Origin of the sequence: Brevundimonas fontaquae (assembly GCF_017086445.1) — a bacterium.
Taxonomy (GTDB): Bacteria; Pseudomonadota; Alphaproteobacteria; order Caulobacterales; family Caulobacteraceae; genus Brevundimonas; species Brevundimonas fontaquae.
Map to the genome: position 1 here is coordinate 1,450,462 of NZ_CP070968.1, position 25,987 is coordinate 1,476,448.

General features: G+C 67.0%; 27 protein-coding genes. 16 read left to right on the forward strand and 11 right to left on the reverse strand.

Annotated features, from left to right (window positions below):
- Nucleotides 1-12 precede the first annotated feature (12 nt).
- From cydB to JX001_RS07055, 6 genes are all read left to right on the forward strand, one after another.
- On the forward strand, nt 13-1,161 hold the full coding sequence (gene cydB, locus JX001_RS07030; RefSeq protein WP_205682870.1) for a cytochrome d ubiquinol oxidase subunit II: 1,149 nt from the start codon (nt 13-15) through the stop codon (nt 1,159-1,161).
- Between the two features lie 19 nt (nt 1,162-1,180).
- Nucleotides 1,181-1,330, forward strand: coding sequence for a cytochrome bd-I oxidase subunit CydX (cydX, locus tag JX001_RS07035; protein WP_017504187.1), 150 nt, complete (start codon nt 1,181-1,183; stop codon nt 1,328-1,330).
- Nucleotides 1,317-2,693, forward strand: a complete 1,377-nt coding sequence (gene hemN / locus JX001_RS07040) for an oxygen-independent coproporphyrinogen III oxidase (protein WP_205682871.1) — start codon at nt 1,317-1,319, stop codon at nt 2,691-2,693. The genes cydX and hemN overlap by 14 nt, the downstream gene beginning before the upstream one ends.
- Nucleotides 2,694-2,822: 129 nt before the next feature.
- Nucleotides 2,823-3,479, forward strand: a complete 657-nt coding sequence (locus JX001_RS07045; protein ID WP_205682872.1) for an OmpW/AlkL family protein — start codon at nt 2,823-2,825, stop codon at nt 3,477-3,479.
- Between the two features lie 79 nt (nt 3,480-3,558).
- Nucleotides 3,559-4,596, forward strand: coding sequence for a DNA adenine methylase (locus tag JX001_RS07050; RefSeq protein ID WP_205682873.1), 1,038 nt, complete (start codon nt 3,559-3,561; stop codon nt 4,594-4,596).
- Between the two features lie 62 nt (nt 4,597-4,658).
- Nucleotides 4,659-4,937: a hypothetical protein gene (locus JX001_RS07055; RefSeq protein ID WP_205682874.1), complete on the forward strand. Its 279-nt coding sequence runs from the start codon at nt 4,659-4,661 to the stop codon at nt 4,935-4,937.
- A gap of 8 nt (nt 4,938-4,945) precedes the next feature.
- Here the strand turns inward: JX001_RS07055 and rnhB are convergent, their stop codons facing one another.
- From rnhB to JX001_RS07085, 6 genes are all read right to left on the reverse strand, one after another.
- Complete coding sequence (gene rnhB / locus JX001_RS07060; protein WP_434082632.1) at nt 4,946-5,587, reverse strand: ribonuclease HII; 642 nt, start codon at nt 5,585-5,587, stop codon at nt 4,946-4,948.
- On the reverse strand, nt 5,580-6,188 hold the full coding sequence (locus JX001_RS07065; protein ID WP_205682875.1) for a DNA-3-methyladenine glycosylase I: 609 nt from the start codon (nt 6,186-6,188) through the stop codon (nt 5,580-5,582). The genes rnhB and JX001_RS07065 overlap by 8 nt, the downstream gene beginning before the upstream one ends.
- A 423-nt stretch (nt 6,189-6,611) precedes the next feature.
- The gene (locus tag JX001_RS07070; protein WP_205682876.1) at nt 6,612-7,370 is read right to left on the reverse strand and encodes a 3-oxoacyl-ACP reductase; all 759 of its coding nucleotides are present in this window, start codon (nt 7,368-7,370) and stop codon (nt 6,612-6,614) included.
- A 7-nt stretch (nt 7,371-7,377) separates the two neighbouring features.
- A complete protein-coding gene (gene ygfZ / locus JX001_RS07075) occupies nt 7,378-8,181 on the reverse strand; it encodes a CAF17-like 4Fe-4S cluster assembly/insertion protein YgfZ (RefSeq protein ID WP_205682877.1) in 804 nt (267 codons plus the stop codon).
- Nucleotides 8,182-8,248: 67 nt separating this feature from the next.
- Nucleotides 8,249-9,271: a DNA topoisomerase IB gene (locus JX001_RS07080; protein ID WP_205682878.1), complete on the reverse strand. Its 1,023-nt coding sequence runs from the start codon at nt 9,269-9,271 to the stop codon at nt 8,249-8,251.
- Nucleotides 9,271-9,615, reverse strand: a complete 345-nt coding sequence (locus JX001_RS07085) for a hypothetical protein (RefSeq protein WP_066550731.1) — start codon at nt 9,613-9,615, stop codon at nt 9,271-9,273. Before JX001_RS07085 ends, JX001_RS07080 begins: the two co-directional genes overlap by 1 nt.
- Before the next feature lie 91 nt (nt 9,616-9,706).
- On the opposite strand from JX001_RS07085, the gene rlmJ reads away from it, so the two are divergent.
- A complete protein-coding gene (gene rlmJ, locus JX001_RS07090) occupies nt 9,707-10,522 on the forward strand; it encodes a 23S rRNA (adenine(2030)-N(6))-methyltransferase RlmJ (RefSeq protein WP_205682879.1) in 816 nt (271 codons plus the stop codon).
- A gap of 22 nt (nt 10,523-10,544) precedes the next feature.
- A complete protein-coding gene (locus JX001_RS07095) occupies nt 10,545-11,276 on the forward strand; it encodes a glutamine amidotransferase-related protein (RefSeq protein ID WP_205682880.1) in 732 nt (243 codons plus the stop codon).
- Here JX001_RS07095 and JX001_RS07100 read toward each other — a convergent pair.
- Nucleotides 11,273-12,331: a YeiH family protein gene (locus JX001_RS07100; RefSeq protein WP_241004825.1), complete on the reverse strand. Its 1,059-nt coding sequence runs from the start codon at nt 12,329-12,331 to the stop codon at nt 11,273-11,275. The genes JX001_RS07095 and JX001_RS07100 overlap by 4 nt on opposite strands.
- 79 nt (nt 12,332-12,410) lie before the next feature.
- Between JX001_RS07100 and JX001_RS07105 the strand changes: the two genes are divergently transcribed.
- Nucleotides 12,411-13,286, forward strand: coding sequence for a LysR family transcriptional regulator (locus JX001_RS07105; protein WP_205682881.1), 876 nt, complete (start codon nt 12,411-12,413; stop codon nt 13,284-13,286).
- On the opposite strand, the gene hemF is transcribed toward JX001_RS07105, so the two are convergent.
- On the reverse strand, nt 13,283-14,164 hold the full coding sequence (gene hemF / locus JX001_RS07110; RefSeq protein WP_205683114.1) for an oxygen-dependent coproporphyrinogen oxidase: 882 nt from the start codon (nt 14,162-14,164) through the stop codon (nt 13,283-13,285). The genes JX001_RS07105 and hemF overlap by 4 nt on opposite strands.
- 103 nt (nt 14,165-14,267) lie before the next feature.
- On the opposite strand from hemF, the gene JX001_RS07115 reads away from it, so the two are divergent.
- A complete protein-coding gene (locus tag JX001_RS07115) occupies nt 14,268-15,512 on the forward strand; it encodes a dipeptidase (protein WP_205682883.1) in 1,245 nt (414 codons plus the stop codon).
- Here the strand turns inward: JX001_RS07115 and JX001_RS07120 are convergent.
- Both JX001_RS07120 and JX001_RS07125 read right to left on the reverse strand, forming a co-directional pair.
- On the reverse strand, nt 15,509-16,072 hold the full coding sequence (locus tag JX001_RS07120) for a DUF2726 domain-containing protein (protein WP_205682884.1): 564 nt from the start codon (nt 16,070-16,072) through the stop codon (nt 15,509-15,511). The genes JX001_RS07115 and JX001_RS07120 overlap by 4 nt on opposite strands.
- A gap of 106 nt (nt 16,073-16,178) precedes the next feature.
- On the reverse strand, nt 16,179-16,628 hold the full coding sequence (locus JX001_RS07125) for a tRNA (cytidine(34)-2'-O)-methyltransferase (RefSeq protein WP_205682885.1): 450 nt from the start codon (nt 16,626-16,628) through the stop codon (nt 16,179-16,181).
- Between the two features lie 194 nt (nt 16,629-16,822).
- Here JX001_RS07125 and petA point away from each other — a divergent pair, with 194 nt between their 5' ends.
- From petA to JX001_RS07150, 5 genes are all read left to right on the forward strand, one after another.
- Nucleotides 16,823-17,380, forward strand: a complete 558-nt coding sequence (gene petA / locus JX001_RS07130) for a ubiquinol-cytochrome c reductase iron-sulfur subunit (RefSeq protein ID WP_205682886.1) — start codon at nt 16,823-16,825, stop codon at nt 17,378-17,380.
- Nucleotides 17,381-17,396: 16 nt separating this feature from the next.
- Nucleotides 17,397-18,701 (forward strand): cytochrome b, encoded by a 1,305-nt coding sequence (locus JX001_RS07135; protein WP_039245598.1) that lies wholly within the window; start codon nt 17,397-17,399, stop codon nt 18,699-18,701.
- Nucleotides 18,702-18,718: 17 nt separating this feature from the next.
- Entirely contained in the window at nt 18,719-19,582 is an 864-nt protein-coding gene (locus JX001_RS07140; protein ID WP_205682887.1) for a cytochrome c1, read from the forward strand.
- Nucleotides 19,583-19,732: 150 nt separating this feature from the next.
- Nucleotides 19,733-21,400, forward strand: a complete 1,668-nt coding sequence (locus JX001_RS07145) for a M28 family metallopeptidase (RefSeq protein ID WP_205682889.1) — start codon at nt 19,733-19,735, stop codon at nt 21,398-21,400.
- Between the two features lie 72 nt (nt 21,401-21,472).
- A complete protein-coding gene (locus JX001_RS07150; protein WP_205682891.1) occupies nt 21,473-23,116 on the forward strand; it encodes a M28 family peptidase in 1,644 nt (547 codons plus the stop codon).
- A 3-nt stretch (nt 23,117-23,119) separates the two neighbouring features.
- Here JX001_RS07150 and JX001_RS07155 read toward each other — a convergent pair whose 3' ends face one another.
- On the reverse strand, nt 23,120-24,550 hold the full coding sequence (locus JX001_RS07155; protein ID WP_205683115.1) for a helix-turn-helix domain-containing protein: 1,431 nt from the start codon (nt 24,548-24,550) through the stop codon (nt 23,120-23,122).
- Nucleotides 24,551-24,706: 156 nt separating this feature from the next.
- On the opposite strand from JX001_RS07155, the gene aceA reads away from it, so the two are divergent.
- Entirely contained in the window at nt 24,707-25,987 is a 1,281-nt protein-coding gene (gene aceA, locus JX001_RS07160; RefSeq protein WP_205682892.1) for an isocitrate lyase, read from the forward strand.

Consider the following 25,987-nt stretch of genomic DNA (forward strand, 5'->3'; position numbering starts at 1 on the left):
GGACATCCGACAATGGATCTTCCCCTCGACTTCGCCACGCTTCGCCTGATCTGGTGGGGGCTGCTGGGCGTGCTTCTGATCGCCTTCGCCCTGACCGACGGTTTCGACCTGGGCGTCGGCGCCCTTCTACCCTTCGTCGCCAAGACGGATGAGGAGCGCCGCATGGTGATCAACACCGTCGGCGCCACCTGGGAAGGCAACCAGGTGTGGTTCATCCTGGGCGGCGGCGCGATCTTCGCCGCCTGGCCCTTCGTCTACGCGGTCAGCTTCTCGGGCTTCTACCTGGCCATGTTCCTGGTGCTGTCCGCGCTGATCCTGCGGCCGGTGTCGTTCAAATATCGCTCCAAGCGGGCGTCGCCGAAGTGGCGGTCGTTCTGGGACTGGTGCCTGTTCATCGGCGGCTTCGTTCCGGCGCTGGTGTTCGGGGTGGCTGTGGGCAACGTCCTGCTGGGCGCGCCCTTCCATCTGGATGGCGACCTGCGGTCCTTCTACGACGGTACGCTGCTCGGCCTGTTCACCCCCTTCAGCCTGATCGCCGGCCTGTTGTCGGTGGCCATGCTGGTCCTGCACGGCGCGGCCTGGTTGTCGGTCAAGGCCGAGGCCGGCCCGGTGATGGAGCGGGCGCGTCTGTTCGGCACGGTCGCCGCTGTTCTGGCCCTGATCCTGTTCGCGGTCGGCGGACTGTATGTCGCTTACGGCGGCCTGGGCTACCGGATCACCGGCGCGCTGGACGTCAACGGCTTCTCCAATCCGCTTCGCACGACGGTCCAGGCCGCGCCCGGCGCCTGGCTGGACAACTACGGCCGCTATCCGTGGATGCTGATCGCACCGGCCCTGGGCTTCCTGGGCGCGCTGGTCGGCCTGGTCGGCATGTGGCGGCGGTCCGCGCCGCTGGCGTTCGGCGGATCGTCACTGTCGGCCGTCGGCATCATCTCCACCGTCGGCCTGTCGATGTTCCCGTTCATCCTGCCCAGCTCGGTCAATCCTCAGTCCAGCCTGACGGTGTGGAACGCTTCATCCAGCCATCTGACCCTGTTCATCATGCTGATTGTCACGGCGATCTTCCTGCCTCTGGTGCTGCTCTACACCGCCTGGGTCTATCGCGTGCTGTGGGGCCGGACGTCGACCGCCGCCCTCAAGACCAACCCCGACCTGTACTGACCCTTAGGAGCGCAGAACCATGTGGTATTTTTCCTGGATCCTGGGGCTTGGCCTGGCCGTCGGTTTCGGCGTGCTGAACGGCCTGTGGCACGAGTTCCATCTGTTCGACGAAGGGGACGCCGGCCTGTCCACGCCCGACGCATCGAAAGAGGGCGATGTCCCTCTCTAGCCCCGCGCGCCTGTCCGTTCGCGACCTGATCGCGCGCTATGACGCCCATGCGCCGCGCTATACCTCCTATCCGACGGCGGCCCAGTTCACGCCTGCCGTCGGACCTGGCGAATGGGCCGACTGGCTGGGGCGCGCGCCCTCCGATCAGCCGGTCTCGCTGTATCTGCACCTGCCGTTCTGCAAGCGGCTGTGTTGGTACTGCGGCTGCAACACCCGGGCGGTGAACCGGGCGGGCGTCATCTCCAGCTATGTCGATCTACTGCTGCGCGAGGCGGATCTGGTTCTGACGCGGATCGGCCGCCCGGTCCGCGTCGGTTCGATCCATCTCGGCGGCGGCACCCCGAACATGCTGTCGCCGGACGATCTTGAGCGACTGTTCGCCGGTCTGTCCGCGCGGTTCGACCTGGGCGACTGTTTCGAGGTCGCCGCCGAGTTGGATCCCGAAGTCCTGACGCAGGAATGGGTCGAGGCGGCGGGCCGCATCGGCCTGAGCCGCGCCAGTCTGGGGGTGCAGGACCTGTCGCCGCGTGTCCAGGCGGCGGTGAACCGGCCCGAACGTTTCGAGACCATCCGCTGGGCGGCCGAAGCCTTGCGTGGGCAGGGCGTGACCTCCCTCAACCTGGATCTGATGTACGGCCTGCCGCTTCAGGCCGTCGAGAACGTCATCACCACCCTGGGCCAGGTCACGACGCTGAGGCCGGAACGGATCGCCCTGTTCGGCTATGCCCATGTGCCGTGGATGAAGCCGCATCAGCGGCTGATCAACGACGCCGACCTGCCGGACGCCGAAGCGCGCTTCGCCCAGAGCCAGGCGGCGGCCCGCTATCTGGTCGGCAAGGGGTGGCAGGCGATCGGGCTGGATCATTTCGCCCTGCCGCACGATGGGTTGGCGGCGGCGGACCGGGCCGGACGGCTGCATCGCAACTTCCAGGGCTACACCACCGACGCCGCAGAGGTGCTGATCGGCCTGGGCGCCTCGTCGATCAGCCGCACGGCCAAGGGTTTCGTGCAAAACCACGCGCAGGAACTAGATTGGCGCCGCGCTGTCGAGGCGGGCGATCTACCGGTCGCCCGAGGCGTCGCCCTGACCGAACGCGACATGTTCGTCAGCGAGATCATCGAGCGGCTGATGTGCGATTTCGTCGTCGATCTCGCGCCCATCGTCCGGCGTCGCGGTCGGGACCTGTCGGACGTCGCCGGCGCCTGGTCCCTGTTGGAGCGCTTCGTCGACGATGGTCTGGTGCGGATCGACGGGACGGTGGTGGCGGTGACCGACTTGGGCCGTCCGTTCGTCAGGGCGGTTTGCGCCGCCTTCGATCCCGGTGCGGCGGCTCTCCAGCAGAGGCATGCGCGGGTGGTGTGAATGGACAGATTGTCCACCCCTTGAACGATTTGCGCTGGATCAAGGCCGAGGCGTCCACCGGGGCGCACATCCCCGCTCAGACGCCTGACGAAGGCCGCACGAGGCGGCCAGGGCGTCGGGGATCAGAAGATGAATACCAAGACCCTGCTGCTTGCCGCCGTCGCCTTCACCGCCTGCGCGGCGCCGGCCTTCGCTCAGACATCCGTCGCCTGGGAGGCCCCGAAGAAGGGCGACTTCCTTGTGAGCGGGCGCGTCACAGACGTCTTCTCCCAGGCCGATGACGCCATCACCATGGCCGCGGGCGCGGACACGGGCCTGAAGGTGGATGTGGGCGACAGCGTCATGCCGACCCTGGGCTTTACCTACTTCCTGACCGATCACTTCGCGGTTGAGGCGATCCTGGGCACGACCCAGCACGATATTCGCGCCCAGGGCGGCGCGACGGACGTGGCCGTGCATGAGACCTGGGTCCTGCCGCCAGTGGTCACCCTGCAGTACCGCCCCCTGAGCCAGGGGAGCTTCAGCCCCTATGTCGGCGCTGGCGTGAACTACATGCTGTTCTACAGCGGCAAGGACAAGAACGGCTTTACCGTCGATCTGGACGACGGTTTCGGCTACGCGCTTCAAGCGGGCGCGGACGTTGGCATTCAGGGGCCCTGGAGCCTGAACGTCGACGTCAAGAAGGTCTGGTTCGAGACCGACGCCAAGATCAACGACGGCGCCCTGAAGTCCAGCGTGAACCTCGATCCGTGGGTCGTGTCTCTGGGCGTAAGCCGCAAGTTCTAAGGCTGCGGGGGCTGTCGACGCGGCCCCTCTCGCGCTTCGCTGCAACCCGCTATGCTGCCGCGATGAGTCGGGCCGTGTCATGATCAAATATATCGGCTCCAAGCGCGCCCTGCTGGGGCATGTGACGGGTGCGGTGGCGGGGGTGCTGCCGCAGGGCGGGCGGGTTTGCGATCTGTTTTCGGGCACGGCGCGGGTCGGGCACGCCCTGAAGAAGAAGGGGTTTCAGGTCTGGTCGAACGACCTGAACGCCTATGCCCACGCCTTGGCGACGACCTATGTCCAGGCGGATCGGGAACGGTGGGTCGAGCGGGCCGAGGGCGTGCTGGCCGAGCTGCGGAGGGTGAAGCCAGAGGCGGGCTGGTTCACCCAGGCCTTTTGTCAGGATGCGCGGTATTTCCACCCGGACAACGGTGCGCGGATCGACGCCATGCGCGACCGGATCGAGGTCATGGGACTGGAGCCGGAACTCAAGGCCATCGCCCTGGTCAGCCTGATGGAGGCGGCGGACCGGGTGGATTCCACCGCCGGGGTTCAGATGGCCTATATGAAGCAGTGGGCGCCGAGGGCGCTGAAGACGCTGGAGCTGCGCACGCCGGATCTGGTTCCGGCGGTGGACGGGCCGTGCCGCGCGACCCAGGGCGATGCGGTCGAGATCGCCGAACAGGTCGAGGCGGACCTGGTTTACCTGGACCCGCCCTACAACCAGCATTCCTATCTGGGCAACTACCATTGCTGGGAGAGCCTGGTGCTGTGGGACCGGCCCGAGACCTATGGGGTCGCCAACAAGCGGGTGGACGTGAGGACGCGCAAGAGCGCCTTCAACAGTCGGCCCGGCATCGGCCCGGCGCTGCGGACGGTGATCGAGCGGGTCAAGGCGCCGAACCTGATCGTCAGCTTCAACGACGAGGGGTATCTGAGCCGCGCCGACCTGGTCGAGATGCTGTCGGCGCGAGGCCATGTGCAGGTCCTGGAGATGGCGCATCCGCGCTATGTCGGCGCCCGGATCGGGATCCATAATCCCAAGGGCGAGAAGGTCGGGCAGGTCGGGCGGCTCAAGAATGTCGAGCACCTGTTCGTGGTGACGGAGCGGCCGGTCTCCTTGCCCGTGGCCGCATAGACACCAATAAAAACAACGGAGGGTAGGGCGGAACGCGAATCGCTGCGTGCCGTTGTGGGACTATGCAACCGCACCCGTACACCGCCCCCAAGACCGATCGCCCCGACGACTATCGTTTGCGTCCGGCGGCCGAGCCGCGCTCGTGGGCGCCGCGGACGGCGGATGCGACCTTCACCCACAACGCCGCGCGTTACGCCCGCCCGGTCGAGGCGGTTCAGCCCGTCGAACACATCGACGTGGAGCCGGAGGTGGCGCCGCCGCCGCGCTGGATGATGGCGATCGCCGGGGCGGCTGTGGCGGCTCTGATGGGCGCGCTGCTGGGCGGCTTCCTGCACATCTGAAAGCGGCGTCAGGCCTCCTGCAACAGCGCCTTGATCGGCGACCAGCTGCGCCGATGAGCGGGGCAGGGGCCCAAGGTTTTCAAAGCGTTCTGGTGGATCGGGGCGTTGTAGCCCTTGTGGCTGGCGAAGCCGTACCCGGGATACTGGGCGTCCAGATCGATCATCAAACGATCCCGCGCGGTCTTGGCCAGGATGGAGGCCGCTGCGATGGATAGCGACAACCCGTCGCCGCCGACGACCGTCTGGATTTCGCAGGGAAGGTTGAAGCGATAGTTGCCGTCGACCAGGGCGGCGACCGGCTGGACCTGCAAGGCCTCAATGGCGCGGCACATGGCCAGACCCGTGGCGTGCAGGATGTTCAGTTCCTCGATCTCGTCCACCGAGGCGAAGCCGACGCCCCAGGCGACGGCGCGGGCCTTGATCTCGGGCTCCAGGGCGGCGCGGCGCTTTTCGGTCAGGGCCTTGGAATCGTCGATGCCCGGCGGCAGGTCGTCAGGGTTCAGGATCACAGCCGCCGCGGAGACCGGACCGGCCCACGGACCGCGCCCGGCCTCGTCCACGCCGCAGACGTGACCGTTGACCCGCTGCATCAGCACCGTTTCTAGCGCGAGGGTCGGGAAGGCTTTCGGATTCGCGGGGGCTTTAGCCATGGCCCGCCATCGCACGAACCTGGGCGTGACGGAAGCAGGTCGTCTGGTGATCGTTGACCATGCCGACGGCCTGCATGAAGGCGTAGACGATGACCGGGCCGCAGAAGTTGAAGCCGCGTTTCTTCAGGGCCTTGGCCATGGCGACGGATTGTTCGGTCTGGGTCGGGGCCTGGCGATAGTCGGCGTAGGGGGTCTGGATCGGCTCGCCGCCGACGAAGGACCAGAGCCAGGCGGAGAAGTCCTCGCCGTCATCGCGCATCTGAAGCCAGATCTGGGCGCCCCGGATGGCGGCGTTGATCTTGGCGCGCGAGCGGATGATGCGGGGATCGCCCAGCAGGCGCTCGATGTCTGCCTCATCATAGCAGGCGACGATCTCGGGATCGAAACCGTCGAAGGCGTCGCGGATGCCCTCGCGTTTTCTGAGGATGGTGATCCAGGCAAGGCCGGCCTGGAAGCCGTCGAGGACCAGCTTTTCCCACAGGGCGCGGGGATCGCGCTCAGGCACGCCCCATTCGGTGTCGTGATAGGCGACATAGAGCGGGTCGGTCCCGCACCAGCCGCATCGGCCGCCGAGAGCCTCTGGGGCGTGTGAGTCGGTCATGGCGTTAAGTTGCCAGTCTGTTCCGATCGAGGAAAGGGCGTTCGGCGTCGGGGCGACGGAGGAAAAACACCGTCTAAAGTGTCTAATTCGTCTAGTCTCGGAGGCTGGGCTCGGGTGGATGTCAGGTTTTGCGGTCTCCGGCTTAAAACCACGCATTGTATGGGCGTCGGCGGCGGGGGCTGGTCGATTGACGCTGTCGGGCGGCAAGTGGCGGAAATGTTGGTGGAAGTTGCGCGGCGATGCGATGGATGGCGCCGTTTGATCCCTCTCCCATTGGGAGAGGGCTTGAGCGCACGGCGGCGATAGCCGTCGTTCTGGCGCAAAAGGGTGAGGGCCGGGTCCAAGCGAACTGGTCTACCGCCCGACCCTCATCCGGCCCTGCGGGCCACCGTTCTCCCAACGGGAGAAGGAAGGTCGCGGGCTTCAGTCCCGGACCAACCCGCCGTCCACGACCAAGTTCTGGCCGGTGACCGCGCGGCTCCACGGCGAGGCGAAGAACAGGACGGCGTCGGCGAACTCTTGCGGGGTCGTGACGCTGCGCAGCGGGGTCATGCCGGCGATCAGGTCGAACACAGCCTCTGGCGTGGCGGCGCTGGCGTCGGTGGTGCGCAGGAGACCGCCCGAGACCATGTTGACGGTGATGCCGTCAGGGCCGAGGTCCCCGGCGGCGGTGCGGGTCAGGCTGAGCAGGGCGGCCTTGGCGGCGGTGTAGTCGTGGTAGGGCACGACCGGATTTTGAAACAGGTTGGTGCCGATGTTGACGATGCGGCCGAACCGGGCCGCGGCCATGTTGGGCGCGGTCGCCTGGATCAGGTTCAGGGCGCCGCGCACGACGGTCGAGAACTGGCGATCCATCTCGTCCCAGCCGATGGCGGTCATCTGGGACCGGGCGTCGCCGTTGAAGCTGTAGTCCAGGGCATTGTTGACGACAGTGGTGACGGGGGCGCCGAAACGGCCTTGCGCCGCCGCGACCATGGCGTCCACAGCGGCCCGGTCGGTCACGTCGGCCTGGAGGGCGAGGGCGCGCTCGCCGATCTCGGCGGCCAAGGCGTTCGCGGCCTCGCCGCTGTTCCTCCAGTTGATGACGACGCGAGCGCCTTCATGGGCGAAGGCGCGGACGCAGGCGGCGCCGACGCCGCGCGCCCCGCCGGTGACGAGGACGATCTGATCGGCGATCTTCATGGTGGACTCACGCGTTGGAGGAGGGGAGGACGTCCTCGCCCATCCAGGCGGGTTTGCGCAAGCGCACCGGGCGGCCGTCCACGGTCAGGTCGCCGTCGAGGCGGTCGACGCGCAGCAGGGCCATGACCGAACCGTCCTGCCCCGAGAGGACTTCGCCCGCGCGCAGTTCGCCCTTCAGCACCTCGGCGCCGAAGGCGGGGGGCGGGCCGTCGAAGTCCAGTGGCAGCATCCGGTTCTTGATCGTGCCCCGGCGCTTCATGCGCGAGGTCGTTTCCTGGCCGACGAAACAGCCCTTCTGGAAATCAATGCCGTTCAGCAGGTCGAAGTCGGCCTCGATCGGATAGGTCTTGTCCTGGGGCGCGTCGGCGGTCGGATCGGGCAGGCCGATCGACAGGCGGTGTGCGTCGTAGTCGGCCTCGGCGGCGCCTGCAGTCGCCTCGCCATAGAGGCGGCCGCCCATCAGGGACGTGCGGGGGTCGGGGATGAAGCCGGCGGGGGCCTCGGACCAAGCGGCGAAGACCGGGCGGTCGTCAGCGGCGACCTTAACCTTGGCGCGCAGCTTGTACATCGACAGGCGCTGGAGCAGGGCGTCGCGGCGCTCAGTCGCGACATCCAGCAAAACGCCGCCATTCTCGCCCAGGATGAACAGGTCGAACAGCAGCCGGCCGGGGGGCGAGAGCAGGGCGCCAAACCGCAGTTCCCCGTCGACCAGCGTCTCCACATCCTGGGTCAGCAGATTGTGCAGGAAGAGTTTCGCCTCCTCGCCCGTGACGGAGATCAGGGCGCGACTGTCGAGATGGGCGATGGGCATGGGGCGAAGATAGGGCTGACGGCGTGGGTTCAGAAGACGCCGCGCCGAATTTAAGCCGCCAACCGCGTCACACCGCCAGCAGCTGTTTGATCAGCGCCTTTTCGAACCCCTTGGTCTCCGACCCCGGCAAGGCCTTGCCGATTTCGCCGCTTTCGAACAGGGCGAAGACCTTGGGGTGGACGTAGGAAGCGCGGCAGACGGTGGGGGTGTTGCCCAAGAGGCCGGCGACGGCCTTCACGCAGACGGTGATCTTTCGCCTGGCGTCGGTGGGCGAGGTCGGGGCCTCGGTGTCGCGCAGCGCCCGCGCCGCCGAGACGGTGCCGGCCCAGGTGCGGAAGTCCTTGGCCGAGAACTGCTCGCCCATCGCCTCGCGGATGTAGGCGTTCACATCATCGGAATCGACCGGGCACAGCGTGCCGTCGGCCGCGCGGTATTTGAACAGCTGCTGGCCGGGCAGGCCTTCCAGCTGTCGCACGACCTTGGCCAGGCGGCGGTCCTTGACGCTGACGCTGTGATCCTTGCCGCTCTTGCCTCGAAACTCGAACGTCAGGGCCGCACCATCCACATCGATGTGGCGCTTGTGCAGGGTCGTCAGGCCGTAGCTGCGGTTCTGTTTGGCGTAGATGGAGTTGCCGACCCGGATCAGGGTGATCTCGAGCAGGCGCACGGCTGTCGCCAGCACCTTGTCGCGACAGACGCCGCGAAGGGCCAGGTCGTGTTCGACCTTCTCGCGCAGTTTCGGCAGGTTGCGCGAGAAGGCGGGCAGCTTGTCAAACTTGTTCTCGGAGCGGGCCGTGCTCCAGTCGTTGTGATAGCGGTATTGTTTGCGGCCCTTCACATCCCGGCCGGTCGCCTGGATATGGCCGTTGGCCTTGGGACAGATCCAGACGTCAGTCCAGGCAGGCGGAATGGCCAGGGCGCGGATGCGGGCCAGGGTCTTGGCGTCCGTGACGGTCTTGCCCTTGGCGTCGCGATAGGACCAACCCTTGCCGGCGCGGCGGCGCGTCAGGCCTGCGAACTCGTCGCTGCAATAGCTGAGGCCTTGGGGGACTTCGGCGGCGATGTCGAAGGCGTGCGATCCGTCGGCCATCAGCCGTTCGCCTTTTCGAGACGGTCATGCAGCCGTTTGATCCAGCGTTCGGCCGGGTCGCCGCCCCACAGCAGCCAGGCGATATAGCCGGCGGAAGGATCGGTGCGGCTGCCCCAGCCCTTGCCGTCCTTGTCCACGGTGTGGCGGGCGAAATAGCTGTAGATGTCCTTGATGTCCTTGTCCGAGACGGGCTTCTGATCCGCCAACTGATGGGCGCGGCGTACGCCGACCTCAGTGCCGCCCCGGTCGTGCTTGTCGCGCAGGTCGAGACCCCGTTTGGCCTGGGTCGCGACGCCCTTGGGCGGCTTGCGTTGCGCGTCGGTGAGGGTGGTTTTGGCGGCCATCGCATCTTTCCGTACAAGGACTTAGGCCGAACGCCGTGTCTGGCGCGCGAGTTCCGCTTGACCGCGCGGGCCGGGCGCGAGACGAGGCGGCATGAACTATCGCCACAGCTTTCACGCCGGAAACTTCGCCGACCTGGTCAAGCACGCCCTGGTGCTGTGGTTGGTGAAGGCGCGGCAGGCGGCCGGGCCGCTGACGGTGTTCGATACCCATGCTGGGGCGGGGCTGTACGATCTTTCGGGCGACGGCGCGCGGTCCAGGGAGGCCGAGGCCGGCGTGGCGCGGCTGATGTCCGCCGACGGGCGGACGCCGCTGATGGATGCGCTGGCGGCCGAGGTGGCGGCGCTGAATCCTGAGGGCGGGGCGCGGTTCTATCCGGGGTCGCCGTTGCTGATCGCGGACGCGCTGACGCCCGGCGGTCGCTACGTTGGGCTCGAGTTGAACCCGCCGGTGCGGGCCATGCTGGCCGAGGCGCTGACGGGGCGTGCGTACGCCGAGGCGCGCGAGGGCGACGGCTATGCGGTGGTGGTCGCGGAGGCGGCGAAGGTGCGCGGGCCGCTGGTCCTGATCGACCCGCCGTTCGAAAAGCCCGACGACTATATTCGCTCGGCCGAGACCGCGATTTCGGTGGTGAGGCGAGATTCGACGGCGACGGCGGCGATCTGGACGCCGCTGAAGGATCTGGAGACCTTCGACGGCTTTATCCGGCGGCTGCAAGGCAAGGCGGGGCCGACCCTGGTCGCCGAGGCGCGGCTGAGGCCGCTGACCAATCCGATGAAGATGAACGGCTGCGCCATGGTGGTGGTCAATCCGCCGGCGGGCGCGGAAGCAGCCGCGGCCGAGATCTGCGGCTGGGTCGCGGGGGCGCTAGGTGAAGCGGGCGGACGGGCCGAGGTCTGGACCTTCTGACCGCAGTCACTAGGTTGATCGCATGACGCGCATCGCCATTCTGGAAACCGGACACCCGCCGGAGCATCTGAAGGACGATTTCGACGACTATCCCGCGCGGTTTCGGGCCTTGCTGGGCGAGGGCGTGCCGACGACGCGGTTCGACGTGCAGTCGGGGCATCTGCCCGAGGATCCTTCCGTCTTCCAAGGGGCCATCGTCACGGGGTCGGCGGCGGGAGTCTATGACGACCTGCCGTGGATCCCGCAGCTGATCGACTGGCTGAGGGCGGCGCGGGGGCGGACGCGGCTGGTCGGCATCTGTTTCGGGCATCAGGCGCTGGCCCATGCGTTCGGCGGGGTGGTGGAGAAATCGCATAAGGGCTGGGGCGTGGGCCTGCACCGCTATAACGTGCGCGAGGATGCGCCGTGGATGCATCCTCGGGCGCGCACGATCGCCATTCCCGTATCGCACCAGGATCAGGTGGTCGCGGTTTCGGACGACGCACGGGTGATCGCGTCCAGCGGGTTCACGCCGTACGCCGGCCTTGCCTGGGGCGACGATGCGATCTCGTTCCAGTGCCACCCGGAGTTTCAGCCGGACTATGCGGCGGCCCTGATCGAGGGACGGCGCGGGGCGCGCATCCCGCACGATGTGGCGGATCAGGCGATCGATAGTCTGAAGCGGCCCAACGACAGGGCCGTGCTGACGGCCTGGATCCGCGCCTTCCTGCTGCTGACCCCGCCGCCGGTCGAGGACTACGGCAGCGGGATCTAGAGGCCCAGCAGCCGGATCAACGCCAGCGCTAGCACCACCAGGGCGCCCAGCGACAGGATGACGGCGGCGACGACGCGGCCGCCGGCGCGGGCGACGGCGCGGATGTCGGTCTGGAGACCCAGAGCGGCCATGGCGACGACGGTCAGCAGGCCCGAGGCGGCGGCCATGGGCGCGAGCGCGGCCTGCGGAATCAGGTCAAACGAGCGCAGGCCGATCATGATAAGGAAGCCGATGATGAACCAAGGCAGCAGGCGCGACAGGCCGGGCTTTGCGGCGCCGGGCGCGCGGTCGCGGAAGATCAGCGACAGGGCGACGATGACAGGACCGAGCATCAGCACCCGCACCAGCTTGACCACCGTGCCGGTTTGAGTGGCCACCGCGCCAAAGGGCGCGGCGGCGGCCAGAACCTGAGGCACCGCATAGACGGTCAGACCGGCCAGGGCGCCGTATTGCAGGCCGTTCAGATGGATCAGGCCGCCAAACAGGGGCAGGGCCAGAACCACGATCACGCCGAGCACGGCGGTGAAGGCGATGGAGGCGGCGACTTCTTTTCCATCGGCGTCGATGACGGGGGCGACGGCGGCGATGGCGGAGTTGCCGCAGATGGCGTTGCCGCAGGCGACCAGCAGGGCCATGCGTGGGTTCAGGCCCAAGGCGCGACCGAGGCCGAAACCGACGACGATGGCGAGCGCGACCAGGGCGAAGATGCACAGGACGAAGCCGACGCCCAGCGATGACAGGGTGGCGGCGCTGACCGAGGCGCCGAGCAGCACCACCGCGACCTCCAGCAAGGTCTTGGCCGAGAAGTCGATCCCGGCCTTGAACCGCGCATCGGGCGTCCAGGCAGTGCGCACGGCGGCGCCCAGCAGGATGGCCAGCACCAGCGGCTCCAGCCAGACATGGCCGATCACGTCGCGCTCGATACTGGTCAGGCCGATGGCGGCCAGAGTGACCAACAGGCACAGCATGACGCCGGGCCGGATCGTGCGCCCGAACGCTGTCGCCGACGCCAGCGTGGGCGCGTGGACGGGGGCGGGCAGGGCGGCGGACTTCATCGTCAAGCCTGATGCGCCTGCCCTCGACGGCGGTCTAACGGATAGTTATGGTCGTTTTAATCCGATTTGGAGATCAATCATGACCTTGGACCGCCTGCGTATCTTCGTCGCCGTCGCCGAGCGTGACCATGTGACGGCGGCGGCGAGGGCGCTGAACCTGACACAGTCGGCGGTGTCGAACGCCCTGGCGGCGTTGGAAACCGAGCATGATGTGCGGCTGTTCGATCGGGTCGGGCGGGGCGTCGTTCTGAACGAGACCGGCCGCGCCTTCCTGCCCGAGGCCAAGGCAGTGCTGGCGCGAGCGGCGGCGGCCGGGGCGGCGCTGGCGGACATGAGCGCCCTGCGGCGCGGGCGTCTGGCGGTGTTCGCGAGCCAGACCATCGCCAGCTACTGGCTGCCGCGCCGGCTGGTGGATTTCCACACCGCCTATCCCGGCGTCGAACTGGCCGTCGAGATCGGAAACACGCGCGAGGCGGCGCAGGCCGTGTTGAGCGGCGCTGCCGAGATCGGCCTGGTCGAGGGGGCCGTGGACGAACCGGCCCTGTCGCAGGTTCAGGTGGGGTCGGATCGGCTGGCTGTGCTGGTGACGCCGGACCATCCGTGGGCGACGCGACGTCGGCTGGAGGCGAATGATCTGGCGGACCAGCCTTGGGTGTTGCGCGAAGTCGGCTCGGGCACGCGATCGACGCTGGAGGCAGCGGTGCGGGACATTGGGGTCGATCCCACGACCTTGTCGGTGTCGATGACCCTGCCGTCGAACGAGGCCGTGCTGGCGGCGGCCGAGGCCGGGGCCGGGGCCACGGCCCTGTCGGAAAGCGTGGCCTATGCGTCGGTGGCGGCCGGGCGGCTGGTGACGGCGCCCTTCACCCTGCCCGAGCGGCCCTTCCGCCTGTTACGACACCGCGAACGGTATCGCAGCCGGGCCGGCGACGTGTTTGTCGAGGCGATGGGCTAGGGCCACTTCACCACCGGCGGCATGGACGACAGAATCGAGTCGACGTTGCCGCCCGTCTTCAGCCCGAACATGGTGCCGCGGTCGTAGAGCAGGTTGAACTCGACGTAGCGGCCCCGGCGGATCAGTTGTTCCTCGCGCTCCTCGGCCGTCCAAGGCTCTGCCATGCGATTGGCGACGATGCGGGGATAGACGTCCAGGAAGGCCAGGCCGATGTCGCGAGTAAAGGCGAAGTCTCGGTCGTAGTCGCCGCTGTCGTGATGATCGTAGAAGACGCCGCCGGTGCCGCGCGGCTCCTTGCGGTGGGGCAGGTAGAAATACTCGTCGCACCAGGCCTTGTATTTGGCGTGCCAGGTGGGGTCGTGGGCGTCGCAGGCGGCCTGCATGGCGGCGTGGAAGGCGACGGTGTCGGGGTGATCCTGACGACGATCCGCCATCAGCACGGGCGTCAGGTCGCCGCCGCCGCCGAACCAGCTCTTGGTCGTGGCGATGAAGCGCGTGTTCATATGAACGGCCGGAATGCGCGGGCTGACGGGGTGGCAGATCAGGCTGATCCCCGTCGCGAAGAAGCGCGGATCGACGTCGGCGCCGGGCACATTCCTGGCGTAGTCCGCGGGAAAGGCGCCATGCACCGTCGAGACGTGGACGCCGACCTTCTCGAACAGGCGGCCGTGCATCATGCCCATGACGCCGCCGCCGCCCTCGGGCCGCTCCCATGCGGTGCGGACGAAGCGACCGGGTTCGCCGGGGAACAGGTCGGCGGGGGCTGCATCCTCCAGCGCCTCGAAGGCGGCATGGATGCGGTCGCGCAGATGTTCGAACCAGGCGCGGGTCTCGACCTTCTTCAGGTCGAGCGGATCGGAGAAGACGGCGTCGCTCATGGCGCGCTTGAACCACGTCGCGGCGGCGGCGTCATCCGGCGAGGTTGTCATAAGCAGAGTCGCGGGCGCTAATGGCCGTCTGCCGTTTTCAGGAAGCCCGCCCATGATCCGCCGTCTCGTCTCCGTCGCCGTCGCCTCGCTCGCGCTGGGAGGGGCGGTTCAGGCCCAGGACGCCGATGAGGCGCGGGTGATGGAGATTTTGAAGACCACGCCGCTGATCGACGGGCACAACGACCTGCCGTGGGCGCTGCGACAGCAGTATGGAAACGACGTTTACGCCGTTGATCTAACGACGAATCTGGCGGCGTCGACCAAACTGCATACCGATATCGCGCGCCTGCGGGCCGGGGGCGTCGGAGGGCAGTTCTGGTCCGTCTATGTGCCCGCCAGCCTGACGCCGCTGGAGGCGGTCGAGGAAACCTTTGAGCAGATCGACACGGCCAAGCGCATCATCGCCGCCCATCCCGACACCTTCGGACTGGCGACCACGGCGGACGAGGTGGATGCGGTGTTCAAATCGGGCCGGATCGCCAGCCTGATCGGGATGGAGGGCGGCTATTCGATCGACGATTCCCTGGCCCTGCTGCGGGAGTTCTACCGGGCCGGCGCGCGCTACATGACCCTGACCCACTCCAAGACCACGACCTGGGCCGACAGCGCGACGGACGCGCCGAAATGGGGCGGGCTCAGCCCGTTCGGTGAGGCGGTGGTCAAGGAGATGAACCGGTTGGGCATGATGGTCGACCTCAGCCACGTCTCCGAGGAGACGATGCTGGACGCCATGCGCGTGTCCGATGCGCCGGTGATCTTCTCCCATTCGTCGGCGCGGGCGGTCACGGATCATCCGCGCAATGTGCCGGATCGGGTGCTGCGAATGATGCCGCAGGACGGCGGCATCGTGATGATCAACCTGGCTCCCGGTTTCGTGTCCGAGGCGGTGCGGGCCTGGAACGGGGCCAAGGCGGGTGAGGAGGCGCGGCTGAAGACCCTGAACCCCGGCGATCCCGGCGTGGTCGAGGCCGGGCTGACCGCCTGGACCACCGCCAATCCGACGCCTCTGGCGACCCTGGCCGACGTGGTGGCGCATATTCAGCACGTGCGCGACGCAGCGGGCATCGATCACGTCGGCCTGGGCGCCGACTTCGACGGTATCGGCAGCCTGCCGGAAGGCATGGGCGGGGTGGACGCCTATCCGCGAATCCTGGCGGCCCTGATGGCGGCGGGCTGGACCGAGGCCGACATCCGCAAGATCGCCGGCGAGAACCTGCTGCGGGTCATGCGGTCGGTCGAGGCCGTCGCGGCGTCAAAGGCGGGCGAGCGGCCGTCGATGGCGCGGCTGGAGTCTTAAGCGGGCGCCATATGCCCCTGGAGGACGCGGGCGAGATCGCGCTCAATATCTTCGGCGCTGTGTTGGGGCGTCACTTCAAGATAGGCGATCCCGGCGCGTTGGAGCGCCGCTTTCTTGACGGCGTCACGCGCGTAGGCCGTGCCCTGGTAGTGGGCTTCGCCCTGGTATTCGACGGCGGCGAGGGGCCATCCGGTTTGGGAGATGACCAGAATATCGACGCGTTTGCTGTTAATGGCGCGAAAGGCCTCGTCGTCTGGCGACCGCAGAATCTCGCCAAGCGAAACCTGCGCCATCACTCGCCCCTTGATGTCGAGGCGCTTTATCGCGCGTTCGGCAGTATAGAACACCGAGGCTTCGGCGCGGGACATCAGAGGCCTAGCCTGAAAGGCGGCGCGCATCACTGTGTCGAGTTGGGCCGTCGCGACTTGCGGGCGAGCCGCGATCTTGGCGCCGGGCCTGAAGCTGCCGAGATTGGAACGATGTGTGTGGCGGCGCTTGGGACGCTTGCGACTGAGTTCCCAGACCCCGACGATCACCAGGAAGACGATGATCGCCACCACGGTGGGAGTTGTGTCCATCGTGCTTCGCGCCCCGCAGCTGAACTTGGAGACGCTTGCTTATCAATGCGTGATTGTAGAGGGCGTTACCAGACGAGGTAAATTCCGTTCATCCGACTCCGCCGGTCTGGCGCAGGCTCTCCCACAGGGCGATGCCGGCGGTGACCGACAGGTTCAGCGAACGGGCCTCCGGACGCAGCGGCACGACGACGCGCGCGTCGGCGGCGGCGTGGACATAGTCGGGGGCGCCGGCGCTTTCCTTGCCAAACAGCAGGGTGTCGTCAGGCTGGAAAACGAAGTCGGGCAGGGGTGTTGCGCCCTTGGTCGTAAGCAGCACCAGCCGCCCGGCCGGACGATCCGCCTGGAAGGCCTCCCAGTCGGCGTGGCGGGTCATGTGGGACAAGGGGCCGTAGTCAAGGGCCGCGCGCTTCATGGCGCGGTCGTCGAAACGGAAGCCCGTCGGCTCGATCACATGCAGATCGACGCCGAAACAAGCCGACAATCGGATGCAGGCTCCGACGTTCTGAGGAATGTCCGGTTGAAAAAGGGCGAGACGCATTCTAAGGCCTGACATACGCGCGGCGAGGGGGTTTGTCGCGGTCTGTTTGCGAGCGTTTCGCAAGAAACGTCAGCAGCTTGCGTCCAACGCGGCGCAAGTCACGGGCCGTCGGGGATTCCCGGCGTCTTTTGTTGGTTCGTGCCGTGGCTGGGGACGCCCTTGGGGGTCTTCTGCGGCGTTCGAGAGGTGGAAACGTGGCCGAATCGGTCGTGCATACGGAAGACGGTCACAGCCCTGAGGGCGGTGATCCCAATCGTCGGGACTTTATCTACATTGCGGCGGGCGCCGCAGCGGTCGGCGCGGGCGCCATGATCGCTTGGCCGCTGATCAACCAGATGAACCCGGCGGCCGATACGCTGGCGCTGGCGTCGATCGAGTTCGACCTGACCAAGGTTCAGGAAGGCCAGCAGGTCGTCATCAAATGGCAGGGCAAGCCGGTGTTCGTGCGTTACCGCACCCCGGCCGAGCTGCAGAAGGTCATCGCGGACGACCACGCCCCGGACCTGAAACAGCCCCAGACCGACGCCGAGCGCACCAAGCCGGGTCACGAGAAATATCTGGTCGTCATCGGTTCGTGCACGCACCTGGGCTGCGTGCCGACCTTCGGCGCGGGCGATTACGGCGGCTGGTTCTGCCCCTGCCACGGCTCGCACTACGACGCCTCCGGCCGCATTCGTAAGGGGCCGGCACCTCTGAACCTGGTGGTGCCGGAATACGATTATCTGTCCAACACCCGCGTCAAGATCGGCTGAGGACCAAGGGGGAATCATGAGCGATCACGAGAGCACCTACGTCCCGAAGACGGGCGTCGAGAAGTGGCTGGACACCCGGCTGCCGATCATCCGTTTCGGCGCGGACTACATGTCCCTGCCGACGCCGCGGAACCTGAACTACTGGTGGACCTTCGGCGGGATCCTGGCCCTGTGCCTGATGACGCAGATCGTCACCGGCATCGTTCTGGCCATGCACTATACGCCGAACGTCGACCTGGCCTTCGCCTCGGTCGAGCGCATCATGCGCGACGTGAACGGCGGTTGGCTGATCCGTTATGTCCACGCCAACGGCGCGTCGATGTTCTTCATCGCCGTCTATCTGCACATGCTGCGCGGCCTCTACTACGGCTCGTACAAGGCGCCGCGCGAGATGATCTGGATCATCGGCTGCGTGATCTTCTTCCTGATGATCGCCACCGCCTTCCTGGGCTACGTCCTGCCTTGGGGCCAGATGTCGTTCTGGGGCGCGGAAGTCATCACCAACCTGATCGGCGCCATCCCCGTGCTGGGCGAGCCGATCCTGATCTGGCTGCGCGGCGGCCCGGCGATCGACAATGCGACGCTGAACCGCTTCTTCTCGCTGCACTATCTGCTGCCGTTCGCGATCCTGGGCTGCGTCGTGCTTCACCTTTGGGCGCTGCACTCGGCCGGTCAGAACAACCCGGTCGGCATCCTGATCCCGAAGGATCGGGAGAAGAAGGATACGCTGCCCTTCCACCCGTATTTCACGGTCAAGGACGGCTTTGCGATCATCCTGTTCCTGATCCTGTTCGCCATCTTCGTCTTCTATCAGCCGAACGCGCTGGGCCACGCCGACAACTATATCCCGGCCAACCCGCTGCAGACGCCGGCGCACATCGTGCCCGAGTGGTACATGCTGCCCTTCTACGCGATCCTGCGCGCCATCCCGGACAAGTTCGGCGGCGTGGTGGCGATGTTCAGCGCCATCGGCGTGCTGTTTGTCCTGCCCTGGCTGGATACGTCCAAGGTGCGCTCGATGCGCTATCGCCCGACGATGCGGACCTTCTTCATCATCTTCCTGGTGGTGGGCGTGGGCCTGGGCTGGTGCGGTGGTCAGCTGCCTGACGCGCCGGTGATCGGGTCGTTCAAGACCTTCACCCTGATCGACGGCGACCTGAACTCCTACCTGTGGCTGACGCGGGTCTTCACCCTCTACTACTTCGTCTTCTTCCTGATCATCATGCCTTTGGTCGGGTTGAAGGAGCAGCCGCTGCCGATCCCGGCGACGATCTCCGAGCCGGTCCTGACCGGCGCCGGCGCCGTCGAGCACAAGGTCTGAAAATCATGACGATTGGAATGAAGACCGTGTCGTTCAAGACGATCATCGCCTCGGCCGCCATTGCGCTGGGTCTGTTGAGCGCAGCCGCTCCCGCCATGGCGTCGGGCGCCGCCGCCCATCCGCGTTCGGGCGGGTTCAGCTTCGAGGGGCCGTTCGGCACCTATGACCAGGGCCAGCTGCAACGCGGCTACAAGGTCTATCACGAGGTCTGCTCGGCCTGTCACAGCATGAACCTGATGCACTATCGGAACCTGGGCGACCGTCATGGGCCGTTCTGGAACCCGAAGTATCCGAACCCGAACGACAACCCTGTCGTGAAGGCTCTGGCCAAGGAAGTGCAGGTCGGCGACATCGACAGCGAGACCGGCGAGCCGATCCAGCGCGACGCCACGCCGGCCGACAAGTTCCGCGCCCCCTATCCGAACGCCACGGCGGCGGCGGCGGGCAACGGCGGCGCCGCGCCGCCCGACCTTTCGGTCATGGCCAAGGCCCGTCACGACGGCGCCAACTACATCTACTCGCTGCTGTCGGGCTACAAGGCGGCTCCGGCCGGCCTGCAGATCCGCGACGGCCAGCATTACAACCCCTATATGGCCGGCGACCTGACGCCGTTCTGGACCGGCGATCACAAGCACGTTCCGCCCGGCGGCTTTATCGCCATGCCGCCGCCGCTCAAGGATGGCCTGGTCACCTATGACGACGGTTCGCCGCAAACGGTCGATCAATACGCCAAGGATGTCGCGGCCTTCATCGCCTGGACGTCCGAGCCGAAGATGGTCGAGCGCAAGCAGGCCGGTCTGGGCGTGATGATCTATCTGCTGCTGTTCGCCGGCATCACCTATGTCGCCTACCGTCGCATCTGGAAGGGCGTCGCCCACTAAGGGCAACGCTGCCGGATCAAATCGTAAGTCCGCCAAGGTTCGCCTTGGCGGGCTTTTCGTTTGCGACGAAAGGTCCGGGACGCAGCATCGACAGGGCGAAGTTCGCCCCCTAGGGTCGCGTATCGTTTCCGGCTGTGGGGCCTTCAGTTCATGCGTCTTTTCTCTTCTTTCGCCGCCGTTCTTTTGGCGAGCGCCGCCTTGTCCGCCTGCGCCACGGCGCCCAATCCTGCTGCGGTTCACACCGTCCCGACTTTCGATGCGGCGCGCATCTCGCAGGACATCAAGACGCTTTCGGACGACAGTTTCGAGGGCAGGGGCATCGCCACCCCGGCCGAGGAAAAGGTCATCCGGTATCTGAGCGAAGGCTACGCCGCCGCCGGGTTCGAGCCGGGCGGGCCGAACGGCCAATGGACGCAGGACGTGATCCTGAACCGCTTCACCCAGTCCAATGTTCGGGCCTCGCTGAAGCTGGGCGACTGGACCCTGCCGATGACCCAAGGGCGCGAGGTCGCCATCTCGACCCGCCGCCCGGCCGAACACGTCAGCCTGAAGGACGCACCGCTGGTCTTCGTCGGCTACGGCATCAATGCGCCCGAGCGGCAATGGAACGACTTCAAGGGTCAGGACCTGCGCGGCAAGATCCTGGTCGTGCTGGTCAATGACGCCGACTTCGAGGAGCCAGCGCTGAACACCTTCGGCGGCAAGGCCATGACCTATTACGGCCGCTGGACCTACAAATACGAGGAGGCAGCCAAACAGGGCGCGGCGGGCGTGCTGATCGTGCACGAGACGGCGCCGGCGTCTTACGGCTGGCAGACGGTCGCCAACTCCTGGGGCGTGCCGCAGTTCGACATCCTGCGCCAAAATGCGGCGGCCGAGCGCGTGCCGATGGAGGGCTGGATCCAGCGTGACGTTGCGGTCGACCTGTTCCGTCGCGCGGGTCTGGATTTTGAGGCGCTGAAGGCTCAGGCGCGCAGCCGCGACTTCCAGCCCGTCGCCTTGCCCGGCGCATCCTTCTCGACCGAGTTCGACGTGGCCACCAATCAGGTCACCAGCCACAACGTCATCGCCCGCCTGCCGGGCACGACCCATCCGGACGAGACGATCCTCTATACCGCCCACTGGGATCACATCGGCATGGGCGAGCCGGATGCGACCGGCGACCGCATCTTTAACGGGGCGGTGGACAACGCCTCGGGCACGGCGGGTCTGCTGGAGCTGGCGCGCATGTTCGGTCGTGCGCCGCGCACCGAGCGCTCGATCGTGATGATCAGCTTCACCGGCGAGGAAAGCGGCCTGCTGGGCTCGGAATACTATGCGGTGAACCCGGTCTATCCGCTGGCCAAGACGGTGGGCGGGTTCAACATGGATTCGATGAACGTCTATGGCCGCGTCACGGGCCTAGGCGTCACCGGATATGGCCAGTCGGACTTCGACGAGCGTCTGGCGGCGGCGATTCAGCCGCAAGGGCGGTCGCTGGTGCCGGACTACGAGAATGCGGCCGGCACGTATTATCGTTCGGACCACTTCCCGCTGGCCAAGCGCGGCGTGCCGATGGCCTACGCCGGCAGCCGGGGCGAATTCCGCGACGAACCGATCGCCGCGCGCGAGGCGGCGCGGTCGGAATACGGCGCCAAACGCTATCACCAGGCGGCGGATGAATGGTCGCCCGACTGGGACTACAGCGGCATGATCGAGGACCTGACCGTCTTCTACGATGTCGGTCGCGCCCTGGCGAACGGTCGCGACTGGCCGCAGTGGAAGTCGGGTTCGGAGTTCGCGCCGGTGCGCGCCACGACCACGTCCGAACGCCGCTAGTCTTTGCACACATCAAGATGGGGCGGGGAGGGATCTCCGCCCCTTTGCCATTCCGCCTGTCGAGTCCGTTCAATGATCCATCGCCGTTCACCCCTGATCGCCCTTGCGGCGCTCGCACTCGCCGCCTGTGCGACGACGCCGGTCGCACCTCTGGCGCCGAAGCTCGACGCCTTCGCCGTCGCCTCGGCCGCGACGCCTCAGTTCAGCGCCCAGCGCCTGTCGGACCACATCAAATATCTGGCGTCGGACGAGTTGGAGGGGCGGTTTCCCGGCCTGGTCGGCGAACGGCTGACCCTGGCCTATCTGCAGGCGCAGTATGAGGCGATGGGGCTGGAGCCGGGCGGGCGCGACGGATCATGGCTGCAGCCTGTCGATCTGGTGCGGTTTACGCCAGAGCGGGCGCCGACGGCGTCCTGGACCGGGGCGGACGGCATGGCGCATACGCTGGTCTCGGGGACGGATATCACCCTTCGCGCCGGGCCGGCTGAGCCGGTTGTAAAGATCGAGGGTGCGCCGCTGGTCTTCGCCGGTTACGGCATATCGGCTCCGCAATGGGACGACTATGGCAGCGCCGACCTGACCGGCAAGGTGGTGATCGTGCTGCGTGGGCAGCCGGACAGCATGGGCGCCGACCCCAACTTCTACGGTTCAGGGACGCACAAGACGCAAGAAGCCGTGAGGCGTGGGGCCGTCGGCGTCATCAGCCTTCAGGATGTCGATGGCCGTTGGCGGCGTGCGGTCGCCGGGGCGACGCGGCCGCAGATGACGGTGAAAGGCGCCAAGGACGCCCGGTTCACCGGTTCGATCAATATGGAGACGGGAGCGGCCATCGGCGGGGAACCGCTGAGCGCCGCGCTGGCGCGCGCCAAGACGACGGGTCTGGGCGGGGTGGTCGATCTGAACGCACGGCTCAGCGTCGATATCGCCGAGACGACCGAAGTCATCCACTCCAACAACGTGCTGGCCAAGATTCCTGGCACGGAACGGCCTGACGAATACGTCGTCTATTCCGCCCATTGGGATCACGTCGGCAAGGCCCGGACGCCGGACGCCGAGGGCGACGACATCTTCAACGGCGCCTGGGACAATGCGTCGGGGACGGCTGGTCTGATCGAGATGGCGCGGGTGTTCAAGGGCGGGCCGGCGCCGCAGCGCACGGTGGTCTTCCTGCACGTCACGGCCGAGGAGCAGGGTCTGCTGGGGTCAGAGGCCTATGCCGCCGATCCGGTTTACCCGCTGGCCAAGACGGCGGCGGACATCAACATCGACATGCTGCCCTTCACGCCGGCGACGCGCGACGTGGCGGTGTTCGGCGTCGGCAAGTCCGAGCTTGAGGACATCCTGGGCCGGTTTGCGGCCGTGCAGGGGCGGGTCGTGACGGGCGACGGCTATCCGGAGGAAGGCTTCTACTACCGCTCCGACCACTTCAACTTCGCGGCCGGCGGGGTGCCGGCCCTGATGCCGTGGACGGGCCGCGATTTCGTCGAGGGCGGGATCGAGGCGGGCAAGCCCTATTACGAGGGCGCGATGGCCAAATACTATCACAAGTTGACCGATGAATGGCGGGCCGACTATGACTTCACGGCCGCCTTGCAGAACCTGGACCTGCTGTATCGGCTGGGGCTGACGGTGGCCGACAGCGAGAGCTGGCCCGCGTGGAAGCCGATGGCTGAGTTCAACGCCATTCGCGACCGCACGGCCGATCAGAGGCGCTAGGCCTCAGGCCGCGCCGAACGGATAGGGGCTGACGGACTTGGACCAGTCATCGACCGCCAGCGGGCGGTCGATGGGGGCGGCGGCGCGTTCGGCGCACGGGTGGCGGTGGCACAGGCGGCAGGCCGGGCCGATGGGCGTGACCTCGGGGTTCTGCAGGTCGATGCCGTGGGCGTACGCCAAGCGATGCGCATGACGCAGTTCGCAGCCCAGGCCGACGGCGAGGTCGTGCCGCTCGCCATAGCCGTCGTGGCCTTGCCGCTCGACCGTCCGGGCGAAGGTGAACCAGCGGCCGCCATCTGGAGGCTCGATGATCTGGGTGACGATGCGGCCCGGCGTGCGGAAGGCGGAGTGCAGCCGCCAGCGCGGGCAGGCGCCGCCGAAACGTGAGAAGGGGAAGGCGCCCGCCGCATAGCGTTTGGAGATGTTGCCCGCCTGATCGACCCGCATCAGGAAGAAGGGCACGCCGCGCGCGGTGGGGCGCGACAGGGTGGTCAGGCGGTGCGCGGCCTGTTCGTAGCTGACGCCGAACCGGGCCTGGAGCCGAGCCAGGTCATAGCGCGTCTCTTCCGCCGCCCGCTGGAAGGCGGCGTAGGGCATCAGGGTTGCGGCGGCGAGGGTGTTGGTCAGGGCAACGTTCAGCAGCGATCGAGTGGACGCGTCCGGGGCGTTCGCGGCCTCCGCCAGCGCGTTGAGCGCCGGCCCTTGTTCGGCCAGGGCCAGTTGATAGGCGATGGCGAAGGCGCGCGAGGACGGCCCCAGAGTTTCCGACAGCAACAGCCGGCGGCGGTGCAGGTCGTAGCGGCGGGTCCATTCCACCATGACCTCGGCCGGTAGGGTTCGGACGCCAAGGTCGTGCCTGGCCGCCAGCCGATGACGGGCGGCGGGTTCGAAGCCGTCGGCGTGGGCGGGCGCCTCGGCGGATAGGGCGTCGGACAGGGCTTCGCCCATCTGGTCCAGTTCGGGAAAATGGTTGCCGCGCGACTGGATGTATTCGCGCACCCATTCGGCGGGACTGGTCTCGATCGGGCTTTCGCCTGTCTCGGCGGCGGCGCGGGCGCGCGTGCGGCCGTCGTCGAAGGCCTGATAGAGGCGCAGCAGGGCGTCGGCCACACCGGGCGCCTCTTCCAACAGTTGCACCAGTTCATGGCGGGGCGCGGACAGACCCTTGAATAGAGGATCGGTCAGGATTTCCGTGAGACGCGCCTCGTCCGCTGCGCCACCCTGATTCAGCGCGCGTAAATCGACATCATAGGTGTCCGCCAGTCGCAGCAGGAGCTGCGCGGAGACCGGGCGCTGGTTGCGCTCTATGTGATTGAGATAGCTTGGAGAAACGTCCAGATCGTCGGCCATGGCGGTCTGGGTCAGCCCCAAATCGCGCCGCAGCCGCTTGAGCCGGGCGCCTAGAAAAAGTTTGCGATCAGCGGCGGTGTGCATCATCGGAGGATGTCACAATGTGACTGTCCAGGCAAAGTCATAGTGTGACAACATGACCCTGATGATGGGCTTCGATCTGTATCAGTTTTGACCGGCGCGTGTTCTTGTCTCCGAGACGGCGGCTGCGGCCGCGCCCTTCAGAGACCGAGTTCGACCATGACCAACTTCGCCGATCTGGTGCCTTCGCCCGCCGGCCGTTTCGACGGCATCGAGCGCCCCTACACCCCTGAAGACGTCCTGCGCCTGCGGGGCTCGGTGCCGATCACCCATACGCTGGCCGAGCGTGGCGCCAACCGCCTGTGGCAGTTGCTGCACGACGAGCCCTTCATCAATGCGCTGGGCGCCGTCACTGGCAACCAGGCCATGCAGATGGTCCGCGCGGGTCTGAAGGCCATCTATCTGTCGGGCTGGCAGGTCGCGGCCGACGCCAATACGGCCGGCGCCATGTACCCGGACCAGTCGCTGTACCCGGCCAACGCCGCGCCGGAACTGTGCCGCCGCATCAACCGCACCCTGCAACGCGCCGATCAGATCGAGCATGCCGAGGGCGGCGCCAAGCGTGACTGGTTCGTTCCCATCGTCGCCGACGCGGAAGCCGGTTTCGGCGGGCCGCTGAACAGCTTCGAGATCATGAAGGCCTTCATCGAGGCAGGCGCGGCCGGCGTTCACTTCGAGGACCAGCTGGCGTCGGAAAAGAAATGCGGCCACCTGGGTGGCAAGGTTCTGATCCCGACCCAGGCGCATGAGCGCAATCTGGTCGCCGCGCGTTTAGCCGCCGACGTCATGGGCACGCCGACCATCACGGTCGCGCGCACGGACGCCGAAAGCGCCCAGCTGATCACCTCCGACATCGACGAGCGGGACCAGCCCTTCATCGACCGTGACAACCGCACGCCCGAGGGCTTCTTCCGCCTGAAGGAGGGCACGGGTCTGGACCACTGCATCGCGCGCGGTCTGTCCTACGCCAATATCGCCGACCTGTTGTGGTGGGAGACGTCGCATCCGGATCTGGACGACGCCAAGAAGTTCGCCGAGGCGATCCAGAAGGCCCATCCGGGCAAGCTGATGGCCTACAACTGCTCGCCGTCCTTCAACTGGAAGGCCAAGCTGGACGACGCCACCATCGCCAAGTTCCAGCGCGAGCTGGGGGCCATGGGCTACAAGTTCCAGTTCGTGACCCTGGCCGGCTTCCACAGCCTGAACAACTCCATGTTTGAGCTGGCGGACGGTTATCGCGATCGCGGCATGGCGGCCTATTCCGAGCTGCAACAGCGCGAGTTCGCCAACGAGGCCATCGGCTACACCGCCACGCGTCACCAACGCGAAGTCGGCACCGGCTATTTCGACCAGGTCGCCACGGTCATTTCCAACGGCACGTCCTCGACGACGGCGCTGAAGGACTCGACCGAGACCGCCCAGTTCACCCACGCGGCTTAA

Coding starts and splice junctions, on each gene's coding strand:
- JX001_RS07155 (WP_205683115.1), bottom strand. CDS start 24,550: ATGCACACCGCCGCTGATCGCAAACTTTTTCTAGGCGCCCGGCTCAAG.
- JX001_RS07085 (WP_066550731.1), bottom strand. CDS start 9,615: ATGGCCGCCAAAACCACCCTCACCGACGCGCAACGCAAGCCGCCCAAG.
- hemF (WP_205683114.1), bottom strand. CDS start 14,164: ATGAGCGACGCCGTCTTCTCCGATCCGCTCGACCTGAAGAAGGTCGAG.
- JX001_RS07055 (WP_205682874.1), top strand. CDS start 4,659: ATGCAACCGCACCCGTACACCGCCCCCAAGACCGATCGCCCCGACGAC.
- JX001_RS07105 (WP_205682881.1), top strand. CDS start 12,411: ATGACCTTGGACCGCCTGCGTATCTTCGTCGCCGTCGCCGAGCGTGAC.
- cydX (WP_017504187.1), top strand. CDS start 1,181: ATGTGGTATTTTTCCTGGATCCTGGGGCTTGGCCTGGCCGTCGGTTTC.
- JX001_RS07065 (WP_205682875.1), bottom strand. CDS start 6,188: ATGACCGACTCACACGCCCCAGAGGCTCTCGGCGGCCGATGCGGCTGG.
- JX001_RS07115 (WP_205682883.1), top strand. CDS start 14,268: ATGATCCGCCGTCTCGTCTCCGTCGCCGTCGCCTCGCTCGCGCTGGGA.
- JX001_RS07150 (WP_205682891.1), top strand. CDS start 21,473: ATGATCCATCGCCGTTCACCCCTGATCGCCCTTGCGGCGCTCGCACTC.
- JX001_RS07080 (WP_205682878.1), bottom strand. CDS start 9,271: ATGGCCGACGGATCGCACGCCTTCGACATCGCCGCCGAAGTCCCCCAA.
- JX001_RS07100 (WP_241004825.1), bottom strand. CDS start 12,331: ATGAAGTCCGCCGCCCTGCCCGCCCCCGTCCACGCGCCCACGCTGGCG.
- cydB (WP_205682870.1), top strand. CDS start 13: ATGGATCTTCCCCTCGACTTCGCCACGCTTCGCCTGATCTGGTGGGGG.
- JX001_RS07050 (WP_205682873.1), top strand. CDS start 3,559: ATGATCAAATATATCGGCTCCAAGCGCGCCCTGCTGGGGCATGTGACG.
- JX001_RS07140 (WP_205682887.1), top strand. CDS start 18,719: ATGAAGACCGTGTCGTTCAAGACGATCATCGCCTCGGCCGCCATTGCG.
- rlmJ (WP_205682879.1), top strand. CDS start 9,707: ATGAACTATCGCCACAGCTTTCACGCCGGAAACTTCGCCGACCTGGTC.
- hemN (WP_205682871.1), top strand. CDS start 1,317: ATGTCCCTCTCTAGCCCCGCGCGCCTGTCCGTTCGCGACCTGATCGCG.
- ygfZ (WP_205682877.1), bottom strand. CDS start 8,181: ATGCCCATCGCCCATCTCGACAGTCGCGCCCTGATCTCCGTCACGGGC.
- JX001_RS07070 (WP_205682876.1), bottom strand. CDS start 7,370: ATGAAGATCGCCGATCAGATCGTCCTCGTCACCGGCGGGGCGCGCGGC.
- aceA (WP_205682892.1), top strand. CDS start 24,707: ATGACCAACTTCGCCGATCTGGTGCCTTCGCCCGCCGGCCGTTTCGAC.
- JX001_RS07045 (WP_205682872.1), top strand. CDS start 2,823: ATGAATACCAAGACCCTGCTGCTTGCCGCCGTCGCCTTCACCGCCTGC.
- JX001_RS07145 (WP_205682889.1), top strand. CDS start 19,733: ATGCGTCTTTTCTCTTCTTTCGCCGCCGTTCTTTTGGCGAGCGCCGCC.
- rnhB (WP_434082632.1), bottom strand. CDS start 5,587: ATGGCTAAAGCCCCCGCGAATCCGAAAGCCTTCCCGACCCTCGCGCTA.
- JX001_RS07095 (WP_205682880.1), top strand. CDS start 10,545: ATGACGCGCATCGCCATTCTGGAAACCGGACACCCGCCGGAGCATCTG.
- JX001_RS07135 (WP_039245598.1), top strand. CDS start 17,397: ATGAGCGATCACGAGAGCACCTACGTCCCGAAGACGGGCGTCGAGAAG.
- JX001_RS07125 (WP_205682885.1), bottom strand. CDS start 16,628: ATGCGTCTCGCCCTTTTTCAACCGGACATTCCTCAGAACGTCGGAGCC.